Annotated in this window: 14 protein-coding genes; 10 read left to right on the top strand and 4 right to left on the bottom strand. The window is 73.9% G+C overall.

The window, feature by feature from the left end; translation table 11 throughout:
• Positions 1-466: 466 nt before the first annotated feature.
• Complete coding sequence (locus tag COO58_RS01730; protein WP_098743570.1) at positions 467-1018, top strand: hypothetical protein; 552 nt, start codon at positions 467-469, stop codon at positions 1016-1018.
• A gap of 138 nt (positions 1019-1156) precedes the next feature.
• Positions 1157-1633, top strand: a complete 477-nt coding sequence (locus COO58_RS01725) for a hypothetical protein (RefSeq protein ID WP_172968029.1) — start codon at positions 1157-1159, stop codon at positions 1631-1633.
• 13 nt (positions 1634-1646) lie between these two features.
• Here COO58_RS01725 and COO58_RS01720 read toward each other — a convergent pair whose 3' ends face one another.
• Positions 1647-2705: a GlxA family transcriptional regulator gene (locus COO58_RS01720; protein ID WP_176558722.1), complete on the bottom strand. Its 1059-nt coding sequence runs from the start codon at positions 2703-2705 to the stop codon at positions 1647-1649.
• A 71-nt stretch (positions 2706-2776) separates the two neighbouring features.
• On the opposite strand from COO58_RS01720, the gene COO58_RS01715 reads away from it, so the two are divergent.
• Positions 2777-4075, top strand: coding sequence for an MFS transporter (locus COO58_RS01715; RefSeq protein WP_098743567.1), 1299 nt, complete (start codon positions 2777-2779; stop codon positions 4073-4075).
• A 4-nt stretch (positions 4076-4079) separates the two neighbouring features.
• On the opposite strand, the gene COO58_RS01710 is transcribed toward COO58_RS01715, so the two are convergent.
• From COO58_RS01710 to COO58_RS01700, 3 genes are read right to left on the bottom strand one after another with little or no spacing between them, the layout of a single operon-like run.
• Positions 4080-4799: an RICIN domain-containing protein gene (locus COO58_RS01710; RefSeq protein WP_091581464.1), complete on the bottom strand. Its 720-nt coding sequence runs from the start codon at positions 4797-4799 to the stop codon at positions 4080-4082.
• Positions 4800-4857: 58 nt separating this feature from the next.
• Positions 4858-5142 carry a DUF427 domain-containing protein gene (locus COO58_RS01705; RefSeq protein ID WP_091581459.1) on the bottom strand — a complete coding sequence of 95 codons (285 nt, stop codon included), beginning with the start codon at positions 5140-5142 and terminating at the stop codon, positions 4858-4860.
• A 40-nt stretch (positions 5143-5182) separates the two neighbouring features.
• Positions 5183-5710 carry an aminoacyl-tRNA deacylase gene (locus COO58_RS01700; protein ID WP_091581455.1) on the bottom strand — a complete coding sequence of 176 codons (528 nt, stop codon included), beginning with the start codon at positions 5708-5710 and terminating at the stop codon, positions 5183-5185.
• Positions 5711-5746: 36 nt separating this feature from the next.
• Between COO58_RS01700 and COO58_RS01695 the strand changes: the two genes are divergently transcribed.
• The 7 genes from COO58_RS01695 to COO58_RS01665 all read left to right on the top strand — a co-directional run bounded on the left by COO58_RS01695 (position 5747) and on the right by COO58_RS01665 (position 13056).
• Complete coding sequence (locus COO58_RS01695) at positions 5747-7132, top strand: FAD-binding oxidoreductase (RefSeq protein WP_091581451.1); 1386 nt, start codon at positions 5747-5749, stop codon at positions 7130-7132.
• Complete coding sequence (locus tag COO58_RS01690; RefSeq protein ID WP_098743565.1) at positions 7129-8472, top strand: class I SAM-dependent methyltransferase; 1344 nt, start codon at positions 7129-7131, stop codon at positions 8470-8472. The genes COO58_RS01695 and COO58_RS01690 overlap by 4 nt, the downstream gene beginning before the upstream one ends.
• 91 nt (positions 8473-8563) lie before the next feature.
• Positions 8564-9124, top strand: a complete 561-nt coding sequence (locus COO58_RS01685; RefSeq protein ID WP_098743564.1) for a helix-turn-helix domain-containing protein — start codon at positions 8564-8566, stop codon at positions 9122-9124.
• Positions 9117-9944, top strand: a complete 828-nt coding sequence (locus COO58_RS01680; RefSeq protein ID WP_098743562.1) for an SRPBCC domain-containing protein — start codon at positions 9117-9119, stop codon at positions 9942-9944. Before COO58_RS01685 ends, COO58_RS01680 begins: the two co-directional genes overlap by 8 nt.
• 85 nt (positions 9945-10029) lie before the next feature.
• Positions 10030-10263 carry a zinc-ribbon domain-containing protein gene (locus tag COO58_RS01675; RefSeq protein WP_091581433.1) on the top strand — a complete coding sequence of 78 codons (234 nt, stop codon included), beginning with the start codon at positions 10030-10032 and terminating at the stop codon, positions 10261-10263.
• Between the two features lie 253 nt (positions 10264-10516).
• Positions 10517-11587 carry a hypothetical protein gene (locus COO58_RS01670; RefSeq protein WP_098743561.1) on the top strand — a complete coding sequence of 357 codons (1071 nt, stop codon included), beginning with the start codon at positions 10517-10519 and terminating at the stop codon, positions 11585-11587.
• Positions 11584-13056, top strand: a complete 1473-nt coding sequence (locus COO58_RS01665) for a hypothetical protein (protein WP_098743559.1) — start codon at positions 11584-11586, stop codon at positions 13054-13056. The genes COO58_RS01670 and COO58_RS01665 overlap by 4 nt, the downstream gene beginning before the upstream one ends.
• Positions 13057-13103 lie beyond the last annotated feature (47 nt).

Here is a 13103-nt window from a genome sequence, read left to right as displayed (position 1 = left end):
CCTGGCGCGTCGTCTTCCGCATGTTGCGCGGCTCGGGTGGGGCAATGTGTCGGCCTGCGGGTGGGTGGAACGAGACGGTTGACTGTGGGGCTCAGGGTGCGCCCGTGGTTTCCACCCGCGAGGCCTGGGATGCGAGTGGGGTGTCCGGTTCGGTGGTGGTGGGCGGCACCCTGGGCGCGGAATCGCCGTGGGCGGGGCGGCGTTGTAGACGGGTGAACGACCGAGCAGGCGAACACCCCCCGAGCCGCCCCCGCCCCCGGCGGAATGACGGCAGGCCGCCGGTCGTTACACATCATCCCGGCGCCGCGTGCAGGCCCCCCGCCCCGCGAGCCAGCCGGACACCCCGGCCCCCGTGAGCCGGCCCCCAGCCCTCACGAGCCAGCCGGATCCCCCTTCAAGACTTCTCGCGCGCCTGACGGTGCCCACACCCCCCCGGGTGTGTTGACCCCCGAATGGAGCCCTCCTCATGAACACGATCCTGCGCAAGAGCATCCTCGGTATCGCTGGTCTGGCCTTCACCGGTGGCGTGTTCGCCGGTCCGATCGCCGCCCACACCGACACCCCCGCCCACGCCGCTGGTAAGCCCGTCGCGGTCGCCACCGTGCAGGGCGAGCAGTCCCGCATCACCCTGAACGACGAGCAGACCGCCAACGCCAAGGCGATCATCGCCGCCACGAAGAAGGCCGGCCTGCCCGAGCGGGCCGCGGTCATCTCGATCGCCACCGCCCTGCAGGAGTCGAAGCTGGAGAACCTCGGGCACCTCGGCGACAAGAATGACCATGACTCGCTGGGTCTGTTCCAGCAGCGCCCCTCCTCGGGTTGGGGCACGCCGGAGCAGATCACCGACCCCGAGTACTCGACCCTGGCGTTCCTCAAGGGTCTGAAGCAGGTCGACGGCTGGGAGAAGATGCCTCTGACCGAGGCCGCGCAGACCGTGCAGGTCTCCGCGTACCCGGATGCGTACGCGCAGTGGGAGAAGCAGGCCACCGACATCGTGGCCGAGCACTGGACCAAGTAAGACCAACGCGAAAGGCCGGCACCCCCGAACCCGGGGTGCCGGCCTTTCGCGCGTCTCCGGAACCCGTCCGGGTGAACCGGGCCGGGTAGCCGGGGCGTGGCAGGCGGGGGCGGGGGTTGGATGCGGGGCATGGACGAGGTGGACGCCGCGGAGTTGCGGCGGGCGTACGACCAGGTGCTCGCGGAGGTGGACGCGGGCGGGTTCGGGCCGCCGCCGGAGGGCCAGTTGAGCGCCGAGCAGATCGTCGCGCACCTCGCCGCCAACGACGAGCTGATGAGCGAGGCGACCGAGGCGGTCCTGGCCGGCTCACCGTTCGCGTACTACGACCTGGACACCATCCACCGGCCGCAACTCGACGCGCTGGTGTCCGAGTGCGGCGGGCTGGACGGGCTCGCCACTTTGCTGCGGGCCACCAGTCAGAAGCTCTGCGCGCTGGCCGAGCGGCTCGGTCCGGCCGCCGAGACACCCGTGGAGACCGTGCTGCGCGAGGGCTTCGACCTCGACGTCGACGATTCGCTTCCCTGGGGCCGCGCCCTCGACCTGCACATCCGGGTCCACCTTCCCCTGCACCTGACCCAGCTCCGCGCCCTCCGCCGCCAACCCCATCCCGCCTGACCACCGACGCCGATCAAGGAGTCGTGGTGGTTGACAAAGCCGACATGCCTGGCCTCTCAGGCGCCACAACTCCAAGATCGGCGAAAGGCGCGGGCTCGGGCTGGTCGGGGGCGCGGAAGGTGCGGCGGTAGGCGGTGGGTGGTACGCCCAGCCGGGCGTGGAAGTGCTGGCGCAGGGCGGCGGTGGTGCCGAAACCCGCGTCGCGGGCGATCCGGTCGACGCTCAGGTCGGTGCTCTCCAGCAACACCCGCGCGTGTTCGGTGCGCTGCTGGAGCAGCCACTGCGCCGGGCTCAGCCCGGTCTCCGAGCGGAAGTGCCGGGTGAACGTGCGGACGCTCATCCGGGCGTGCGCGGCCATCTCGCGCAGCGCGACCGGCTCGTGCAGCCGCTGCCGGGCCCACTCCCGGGTGGCGGCCGTGCCGGTCGCGGTGGCCTTCGGCACCGGCCGCTCGATGTACTGCGCCTGGCCGCCCTCCCGCCACGGCGGCACCACGCAGCGCCGGGCCGCCCGGTTGGCCACCGCGCTGCCGTGGTCGGTGCGGATCACGTGCAGGCAGAGGTCGACGCCGGCGGCCACCCCGGCGGAGGTGAGCACCGGCCCGTCGTCGACGAAGAGCACGTCGGGGTCGAGCCGTACGGCCGGGTGCAGGGCGCGGAAGCGGGAGGCGTACGCCCAGTGGGTGGTGGCCGGGCGGCCGTCGAGCAGCCCGGCGGCGGCGAGCACGAACGCGCCGGTGCAGATGGACATCACCCGGGCGCCCCGGGCGTGGGCGGCGCGCAGCGCGTCGGCCACCTCGGCGGCCACCGTGCCGTCGTGCAGCGGCGGACCGGCGTGGATGCCGGGAACGATCACGGTGTCGGCGGTCTCGAGGAGTTCCAGGCCGTGGTCGGGGAGCACCTGGAAGCCGGCGGTGCTGCGGACCGGCCGGCCGCCGGGCGTGCAGGTGGCGACCGCGTAGAGCGGGTTCCGGTGCTCGTCGCGGGCGGCGCCGAAGACCTGGGCCGGGGTGCCGAGGTCGAGGGCGACCACGCCGTCGAGGGCGAGGACGGCGATGCGGTGCGGTACGGACATGGCCCGATTATTGCGCACGATGGCTTTCCGGCCACTCGTCGCCGAGCGTCGAGGCGGCCGAGACTCGGTGCGTGATCCGATCCCGCCTGCACCCGGCCTGGCTCGTCGCCGCGGTCGCCTTCGTCGCCCTGGTGGGCGCGGCCGGCTTCCGCGCCACCCCCGGGGTGCTGCTGCACCCGCTGCACGCCGAGTTCGGTTGGCCGCTGGCCACCATCTCGGCCGCCGTCTCGGTCAACCTGCTGCTCTACGGCGTCACCGCCCCGTTCGCCGCCGCGTTGATGGACCGCTTCGGCGTCCGCCGGGTGGTGGCCGGCGCGTTGGTGCTGGTGGCGGCCGGCAGCGGCCTGACCGTGGTGATGACCGAGAGCTGGCAGCTCATCCTCTGCTGGGGCGTACTCGTCGGGCTGGGCACCGGCTCGATGGCGCTGGCCTTCGTGGCGACGGTCACCGGCCGCTGGTTCGTCCGCCGCCGGGGCCTGGTCACCGGTGTGCTCACCGCCGGCGGGGCAGCCGGGCAGCTGGTGTTCCTCCCGCTGGTCGCGGTGCTGGTGCGCGACCACGGCTGGCGGACGGCGGCACTCGTCGTCGCCGGGGCCGCGCTCGCCGTCGTACCCCTGGTGGTCTGGCTGCTGCGCGAGCACCCGGCGGACCTGGGCCGGCCCGCCTACGGCGCCACCGAGGTCGTGCCGCCGGCCCGGCCGGAGGGGGGCGCGGCGGCCCGGGCGGTCGGCGCGCTCGTCGCCGCCGCCCGGACCCGGCCGTTCTGGCTGCTCGCCGGCGGCTTCGCGATCTGCGGCGCGACCACGAACGGGCTGGTCGGTACGCACTTCGTGCCCGCCGCGCACGACCACGGCATGCCGGAGACCACCGCCGCCGGCCTGCTCGCCCTGGTCGGGCTCTTCGACATCGTCGGTACGGTCGCCTCGGGCTGGCTCACCGACCGGGTCGACAGCCGGCTGCTGCTGGGCGCCTACTACGCGCTGCGCGGCGCGTCGCTGCTGGTGCTGCCGAGCCTCTTCGCCGGCCGGGCCGAGCCGAGCATGCTGGTGTTCATCGTCTTCTACGGGCTGGACTGGGTGGCCACCGTGCCGCCGACGGTCGCGCTGTGCCGGGAGTGGTTCGGCGCGTCCGGGGCGGTGGTCTTCGGCTGGGTGTTCGCCGCCCACCAGGTCGGCGCCGCGCTCGCCGCGACCGGCGCCGGCCTGGTCCGGGACCGGCTCGGCGACTACGCGCTCGCCTGGTACGTGGCCGGCGCGTTGTCGATCGGCGCGGCCGGGCTGTCCCTGCTGCTGCGCCGGCGCGCCGCCGAGGAGCCCACGTTCGTCCTGCCCGTGGTGGCCGGCCGGCGGGCCTGGAGCTACCGGGGCTGACCGGTCAGCCGACCGCCCACTGCTGCTCGGGGGCGCCGCCGCACGGCGCCTGCTCCAGCTCCCGGCCGGGCTCGGTGCCCGCGTCGTCGACCTGGGCGCACTTGCCGCTGTGCACGGCGACCAGCAGCACCGGCCCGGCGCCGGTCGGGTTGGCCTTCCACTGCTGGTTGGCCTGCCCGTTGCAGGACCACTGCTGGATGTCGGCGCCGTCGTCGGTGCTCGCCTCGTTGACGTCGAGGCACTTGCCGCTGGCCGCGTTGACCAGCAGGTAGGTGTCGGCGGCGACCGGGGTCACCACCCACTGCTGCTCCGGGCCGCCGGTGCAGTCGGCCAGCGCGGCCTGCGCGCCCTCCGGATCGTCGCCGGTCACGCCCAGGCAGCGCCCGGACGGCACGCCCCGGATCACCTTCGGGGTGGCCACCGGCGCGGCCGGGGTGGTCGGCGCGGCGCTCGGCGACGCGGACGTCGGGGTGGGCGCGGCCGCCGTCGTGGGCGCGGCCGACGTCGGCTCGGCCGCCGCCGGGGTCGGCACGGCCGCCGCGGGCACCACCGGTCGGCCGTCGCCGCCGCCGAGCACGCCGGTGGCGAAGAAGACCCCCAGGAGTACGCCGACCGTGGCGACGCCCAGCGCGATCCGCATCAACGGGTCCTGCGGCAGCCGGACGCCGCGGGCGCGGCGGGCGCCGTAGACGGTGCCGGACGGGTCGGTGTGCGGGTCGGCCATGGGGGCATCCTGACCCACCGGGGGCCGCCGGGGCCAGTCGCCCCGGCGGCACGGTGACTCAGTCGACGACCCGGACGTCCTTCCAGAACGCCACCCGGTCGCGCACCATCTCGGCGTCCGGCTTCGGGTCCGGGTAGTACCAGACCGCGTCGGCGCTGGTGGCGCCGCCGTGTTCCAGCGTGTAGTAGGAGGCGGTGCCCTTCCACGGGCAGACCGTGTGGGTGTCCGACTCGCGGATCAGGTCGTCGCGCAGGGCCGCGCGGGGGAAGTAGTGGTTGCCCTCGACCAGCACGGTGTCGTCGCTCTCCGCGACGACGAGGTCGTTCCAGACGGCTTTCGGCATGTCCTCCACGCTATGCCGGTGGCCGCCCGCCGGCCACCGCTCAGCGGGTCGGTTCCGGATCGGTGACGTCGGCGACGGTCGCGTCGAGCGCGGTCAGCGCGGCGTCGGCGTCCAGCGCCACGGCCGTCCCGTGCTCGCCCGCGCCGAGCGTGATCTCCCGGCCGCGCAGCCGCTCGTCGGCGACGACCGGCCAGGCGGTGCGCGACCCGAACGGCGTGATGGTGCCGCGCGCGTAGCCGGTCGCTTCCTTCGCCGCGTCGGCGTCGGGCAGCGACAGCCGGCTCACCCCGAGCAGGGCGCGCAGCTTCGGCCAGGAGACGACCCGGCCGCCGGGGGTCAGCACGAACAGGTGGTCGCCCTCGCCCCGGCGCACCACGATCGTCTTGACCACGTCGGGCACCTCGACGCCGCGCGCCGCGGCCGCCTCGGCGAGGCTCGCCACCGGCCCGTGCCGGATCACCCGGTACGGCAGGCCGGCGGCGTCGAGGGCGGTGAGCGCGGGATTCGCCATGGCGGTCACGGTAACCCGCGAGTCGTCGGCGAGTCGGCGGAAGGCCACCGTGGACATCCCACGAATTGTCGTACCCGAGCGTAAGGTGATCTCATGCACGCTGTCCGTGATCATGAACGGGCGGTGGACACGCTGCGGCGTTCCTACGCCGCGGTGCCCGCCGGAGAACCCGTACGGCTGGCCAAGCAGACCTCGAACCTGTTCCGCCCCCGATCCGCGCCGCGTACGCCGGGCCTGGACGTGAGTGGACTGACCGGCGTGCTCGGCGTCGACCCGGCGGCCCGCACCGCCGACGTGCAGGGCATGTGCACCTACGAGGATCTGGTCGACGCGACGCTGCCGCACGGTCTGATGCCGCTGGTCGTGCCGCAGTTGCGCACGATCACGCTGGGCGGCGCGGTGACCGGCCTGGGCATCGAGTCCACCTCCTTCCGCAACGGCCTGCCGCATGAGTCGGTGACCGAGATGGACCTGCTCACCGGCGCCGGGGAGATCGTCACCGCCCGGCCCCAGGGCGAGCACGCCGACCTGTTCCGCGCCTTCCCCAACTCGCTGGGCAGCCTCGGCTACGCCACCCGGCTGCGCATCGAGCTGCAACCGGTCCGCCGGCACGTGGCCCTGCGCAACATCCGGTTCACCCGGCTGGAGGAACTGGTCGACGCGGTGGCCGAGGTGGTCGCCAAGGGCGCCTGGGCCGGCGACCCGGTCGACGCCATGGACGGGGTGATGTTCAGCCCCGGCGAGTCCTACCTCGTGCTCGGCACGTTCACCGACGAGGCCGAGGGGCCGCCGTCGGACTACACCGGCCAGGAGATCTACTACCGCTCGCTGCGCCGCCGCACCCGCGACGTGCTCGGCGCGTACGACTATCTCTGGCGGTGGGACACCGACTGGTTCTGGTGCTCGGCGGCGTTCGGGGTGCAGCACCCGGTGGTGCGGCGGCTCTGGCCGCAGCGCTACCGGCGCAGCGACGTCTACCACCGCATCGTCCGGCTGGAGCACCGGCACCAGGTGGCGGCCCGGATCGACAGGTGGCGGGGTCGGCCGGCGCGCGAGCGGGTGGTGCAGGACGTGGAGATCCCGCTGGACCGTACGGCCGAATTCCTGCGCTGGTTCGCGGCCGACGTCGGCATGACACCGGTCTGGCTCTGCCCGTTGCGGCTGCGTGAGCCGGCCGGCCGGGGATCGGCCCGGGCGTGGCCGCTGTATCCGCTCCAACCGGGCGAAACCTATGTGAACATCGGCTTCTGGGGGAGCGTGCCGATCGCGGCGGGAGCCGCCGACGGCGACGTCAACCGCCAGATCGAGCGCATGGTGTCGGAGGTGGGCGGCCACAAGTCGCTCTACTCCGACGCGTACTACGACCGGGCGGCGTTCGACCGGCTCTACGGCGGGGACACCTGGCGCGCCGTGAAGGACCGCTACGACCCGGACCACCGACTCACCGGACTGTACGAGAAGGCGGTATCCCGAGCATGAGTCTGACCGACCGAACACCGGGGGCGGCGAGCGCCCCGGCCGGTCCGCCGGCGGGCGGCCGGCGCACCGGACCGACCGTGGCGGACGTGATCCGCGCGGTCACCACCCGCGACCTGCCGGTGCGCGTCACCGGATACGACGGCAGCGCGGTGGGCCCGGCCGACGCCGGGATCACCCTGGCGATCCGCACCGAGCGGGGCCTGTCCTACCTGCTCACCGCGCCCGGCGACCTGGGCATGGCGCGGGCCTACGTCAGCGGTGACCTGGGGTTGGAGGGGGTGCACCCCGGCGACCCGTACGAGGCGTTGCGCGTGCTCAAGGACGAGATGCCGCTGCGGATGCCCCCGGTGAGCGAGGCGCTGGCCCTGGTCAAGGGGCTGGGCTGGGAGCGGTTGATGCCGCCGCCGCCCCCGCCGCAGGAGGCGGCGCCGCGCTGGAAGCGGGTGGTGAACGGGCTGCGCCACTCGCGGGCGCGGGACAGCAACGCGATCTCCCACCACTACGACGTGTCGAACGCCTTCTACGAGAAGGTGCTCGGGGAGTCCATGACGTACACCTGCGCGGTCTTCCGCAGCCCGGGCGACACCCTGGAAGAGGCGCAGCGGGCCAAGTACGACCTGGTCGCCGGCAAGCTCGCGCTCAAACCGGGGATGCGGCTGCTGGACGTCGGCTGCGGCTGGGGCGGCATGGTCCGGCACGCGGCCCGGGAGTACGGCGTGAAGGCGCTCGGTGTGACCCTGTCCCGGGCGCAGGCGCAGTGGGCGCAGGCCGCGATCGAGCGGGAGGGGCTGGGTGACCTGGCCGAGGTGCGGCACCTCGACTACCGGGACGCGCCGCGCGAGCAGTTCGACGCGATCTCCTCGATCGGGCTCACCGAGCACATCGGGGTGCGCAACTACCCGGCCTACTTCGGCGCGCTGCGGTCCCGGCTCAAGCCCGGCGGCCGGCTGCTCAACCACTGCATCACCCGCGCCGACAACCGCGCCCCGCACCGCTCCGGCGCGTTCATCGACCGGTACGTCTTCCCGGACGGTGAGCTGGCCGGTCCGGGCCGGCTGATCAGCGAGATCCACGACGCCGGGTTCGAGGTGCACCACGAGGAGAACCTGCGCCAGCACTACGCGCTGACGTTGGCCGGCTGGTGCCGCAACCTGGTCGAGCACTGGGACTTCTGCGTCGACGAGGTGGGTCCGGGCACCGCCCGGGTCTGGGGCCTGTACATGGCCGGCTCCCGGATGGCGTTCGAGCGCAACGGCATCCAGCTGCACCAGGTGCTCGCCACGCACAACGGCCCGCAGGGGGTCAACGGCTATCCGCTGCGCCCCGACTGGACACCCTGACACCCGTACCGACGAGAGGCCGCACGGATCGTGCGGCCTCTCGTCGTCTCTATTGACAAGCAAGTTTTTTACGTACAAACTTGTTTTTGCCATGAGAGATGTCCTGTATCTGGAACAGCGCGAGCAGGCCGAAGCCCTGCTCAAGCCGCAGCGCATCGAGGTGCTGCGGCAACTGGCCGAGCCCCGCACCTGCACCGAGGTCGCCGCCCGGCTGGAGCAGACGCCGCAGCGCGTCTACTACCACGTCAAGCAACTGGTCGCGGCCGGGCTGGCCGAGCAGGTCGCCGAGCGGCGGGTGCGCGGCATCAACGAGGGCATCTACCGCGCCGTCGCCCGGTCCTACTGGCTCTCCCCGCGGCTGGTCGGCCGCATCGGCGGCACCCGCCGGGCGCAGGACGAGCTGAGCCTCGGCTACCTGCTCGACCTCATGGAGGAGGTCCAGGCCGACATCGCCGGGCTGGACCGCGCCGCCCCCGAACTTCCGTCGATCGGCGTCTCCGGCGAGATCCGGGTGCCCGCCGAGCGGCGGCAGGAGTTCCTGCACGACCTGCAGTCGACGCTGCGGGACCTGTTCACCCGCTACGGCGGCGCCGAGGGAGACGCCTTCAAGCTCGCCGTGGCCTGCTACCCGAAGGGCAACCAGCATGAGTGACCCGATGACCGTCCGCGCCCGTCTCGCCGCGCCGGTGGCGACCGTCCGCCGGGCGCTGACCGATCCCGCCGAGCTGCGCGTCTGGCTGGCCGAACACGCCGAGGTGGACCTGCCCGGGCGGTACGAGTTCTGGGGCCGCTACACGCCCGAGGGCGATGTGCCGCACCAGCGGCTGCTGCACGCCGACGAGAAGACGCTGCGCTTCGCGTGGACGCTCGACGGGGTGGAGACCACCACCGAGTTCGAGCTGGAGCCCGACGGCGACGCCACCGTTCTGACGCTGCGGCAGAGTCACTTCTCCTTCGAGGAGGCGATGAACGGCAGCAGCATCCGGGGCGTGCTCCAGACGTTCTGGGCGCTGGCGATCGCCAACCTCAACGCCCACCTGGAGGGGAGGCCGCTGCTGCCGCGGACCGACTTCACCTCGGCCGACCTGCGCGGCGAGATGCTGATCGACGCGCCGATGGACAAGGTGTGGACCTCGCTGACCGACTCCGAGCAGGCGAGCGCCTGGTTCGGCTACCCGATCGGCATCGAGCCGTGGGCGGGTGGTCGCTACGCGATGGGCGGCTTCGACGCCGGCTACGCGGCCAAGGTGCTCGACGTGACGCCGGGGCAGGCGATCTCCGTCGACTGGGGACCGACCGGCGTCAGCTCGTGGGAGCTGGCCGAGTCCGGCGGCCGGACGAAGCTGACCTTCGTGCAGTCCGGCTTCGACCAGGGCAACCCCCCGTACGCGGCGTGGACCGGCACCGTCGCCGGCCTGGCCGAGCTGCGGCGCTTCCACGAGATGCCGAACTGGCAGCCCATCTGGCTCTGAGGTGTAAGGAGGGGCCCCCTGTTAACGCCTCCGGTAGAGGAGGGGGCCCCGCTTAACACGTGCCCCGGGTGGGTAATGGCGGGCGATGTTCTTCATCTTCGGGCTGCGGACCAAGGTCGACCGGTCCGGCGTCGTCACCCAGGTCTGCCGCCACTGCGGGAACCAGGCCGCCCAGGTGATCACCCGGCGGGCCACCAAGTTCAGCCTCTTCTTCATCCCCCTGATCCCGGTACGCACCCGGTACGCGCAGCAGTGCACGTTCTGCGGCGCCGAGTACGAGATCTCCCGCGCCGACGCCGAGCGCCTCCCGGTCGGCTGACCGTGACCCGCTTCCTCTGCTGGCTGATCGGGCGGCAGCCGGTGCCTCCGCCCGCCGTACCGGTGCACACCGCCGCCCGCCCACCGTGCACGCCCGGTCGCCGGCGCCGTCGTCGCAGTCGACCGACGGCGGGGGCGCTGTCTCCGCGGTCACCGTGGAACCGCTCCGCCGGCCGCTGACGCCTGGGCTGTTAACAGGGGTCCCCGCCTCTACCGGAGGCGTTAAGAGGGGGCCCTTCCTTACACTTCATCGGGTGGAAGATCGGCTGAGCGAGATCCGGGGTGGGGGGCCGCCCCGGCGGCACAACGCCCGCACCGTCGCGGCGTTGACCGGCAACCCCGGCTGCACCCGCCGCGCCGTGCTGGACGGCGCCGGTGCGGACAAGCCGGCGTTGGCCGAGCGGCTCGGCTTCCCGGCCCGCTTCGGACAGTCCCGCTTCGCGATCACCCGGGGCAACGCGTTCGAGTCGCAGGTCAAGGCCGACGGCGGGGCGGAGCTGCTGCGCCTGGTGGCGGAGCGGCTCGGCGTACCGGTGCCGGCCGGTGCGACCTGGACGGACCTCGGCGCCGACGACGACCGCCCGGAGCGGTCCCGGGCGGCGTTGACCGCCGGGGGCGACGGTCCCGCGCTCTTCGACCACCCGCTGCTCGGCCTGGACGTGGCCGGCCGGCGGGTGCACCTGGAACCGGACCTGGTCGCCGCGCGCCTGGCCGGCCGGTTCCACGTCGTGGAGATCAAGTCGTTCCCGGTGATCGACGGGCAGGCCGACCCGGCCAAGGTCGCCGCCGCGGCGATCCAGTCCGCCGTCTACGTGCTGGCGCTGCGCGACCTGCTCGCCGCCGGGGGCCGCGACCCGGAGCTGGTGTCGCACGAGGTGGTGCTGGTCTGCCCGCGGGACTTCACCAACCAGCCGGTGGCCAGCCTGCTCGACGTACGCCGGCAACTGCTGGTGCTGCGCCGCCAACTGGCCCGGATGGCCCGGGTCGACGACCTGCTCGCCGCCGTGCCGGCCGGTTTCACCGCCGACCCGACGGCCGACCCGGCCACGCTCGCGGCCGCGTTGCACCGGGTGCCGGCCCGCTACGCGCCGGACTGCCTGGCCGCCTGCGAGCTGGCCTCCTTCTGCCGGCATGAGGCGCGCGGCCACACCGGGGCGCTGGGCCGGCCGGTCCGCGAGGCGCTCGGCGGCGTCGTCGAGGTGGCCGACGTGCTGGCGCTCGCCGAGGGCGTCCGCACCCCCGAGCCGGAGCAGGCGGAGGCCGCCGCGCTGCTGCGCGCCGCCGCGCGCCTGCGGGCCGAGGTCCTGACCGGCAACCCCGCGTGAGTACGCTGCGCGCGCTCGCCCGGGCGCAGGCGGTCGCCACCGGACGGGCCCAGCCGGTGGCGACGGTCCGGCACCTGCACCTGTCCGACCGGCCGCTGGTGCTGGTGCCGCTCGCGCTGGCCGGTGAGGCGAACGCCCCGCTGGCCGCGCTGGTCGGCGCCGCGCCGGACGAGGCCCGGCTGCTGGTGGTGCCGCAGCCGCGCAACCGCGACCAGCGTTTCGCCTTCGCCGCCGAGCTGGCCGGCGTCGTCCTGCCCTACCTGGACTCGTTCCGCACGGTGACCGAGGCGGTGGCGGTGGACCGGGGGCGGGACGTCCGGCACCGCTACGTCGACGCGCCGCAACTGCTGGTGCCCAACCCGGCCGGGGTCACGTTCCTGCGCCTGTTCGGTCGCTCCACCCGGTTCCGCCGGGTCGACGGGGACCACCCGGTGCATCCGTCGGTGCCGCTGCTCGGCCGCTGGGCGACGTTCTTCGCCGAGCGCGCGGAACAGCCCGGGTCGGCCGCGCTGCTGGCGCTGACCGACGCGTTGACGCTGCACTGGGCGACCGGGCAGAGCGCGGTGGAGGATCTGCACCTGCCGGCCGTGCTCGGCTGGCTCGATCCGCCGGCCGGACTGACCGGCGCCGAGGCGGCGGTGGCGGCCGAGGACCCGGCACGGTGCCCGCCGGCGGGGCCGGCCACCGACCCGGACTTCGACAACCACCGGCTGGCCCCGGCGATCGAGGCGTACGCGCGGGCCGAGGACGACCCGGCCGCCCGCGCCGCCGCGTACGACGAACTGGCCGGGCTGCTGCGCGACCAGCTCGCGCCCACCTGGGAGCTGATGTGGCGCGGCGTCGGGCTGCTGCGGGCGCTGCCGCCCGGTGCCCGGGTGGCCGGTCGCTGGGCCGGTGACCGGGACGCGTTCACCGCGTACGCCGAGCACGTCGACGCCGGTGGCGGCCCGCAGCCGCGCCGCGACGGCGCGGTGGCCGCGGCGCTGCGGTTGCAGCGGCTGGAGCGGGCGGCGACCGCGTGGGCGGTGCAGCGGGCGTACGACGACCCGCTGGTTATGGCCGAGCACCGGCTGGCCGGGGAGGCGTTCGTCGGCGAGGTGACGCTGGCCGACCCGAAGCGGGTGGACGACTCCGGCCGGCGGCCGGTGCTGCGTCCCCGGATCCAGGTGGTGACCACCGAGCCGGTGCCGATGCCGGTGGGCGCGACGTTGTGGTCGCCGGCCCGCCCGGGACAGAAGGCCAGGATCGTCTTCCTGACCCCGGGTGCGGACGGCAAGACGGAGGTGGTGCTGGAACTCTCCGGTGGGATGGGCCGCGGGTTGTCCGCCCCGACGGGCAGCGTGCCCGAGGTGGGGGAGCGGATCTGCCTGACCAGCCTGTCGGACGGTTTCCTGCCGGGCGGCGCGTTCCCGGCGCCGGAGGAGACGCCGTGGACGCACGGCGGCCCGCCGGAGCATCACGAGGAGTAACTGTATCAATCCATTTACATGCTTGAAACTTAATCGGTTCAGTAGTG

The organism is Micromonospora sp. WMMA1996, assembly GCF_002573675.1.
GTDB classification, from domain to species: domain Bacteria; phylum Actinomycetota; class Actinomycetes; order Mycobacteriales; family Micromonosporaceae; genus Micromonospora; species Micromonospora sediminicola.
Note: the sequence above shows the minus strand (reverse complement) of the source record. Positions and strands in the feature narration are given on the sequence as shown.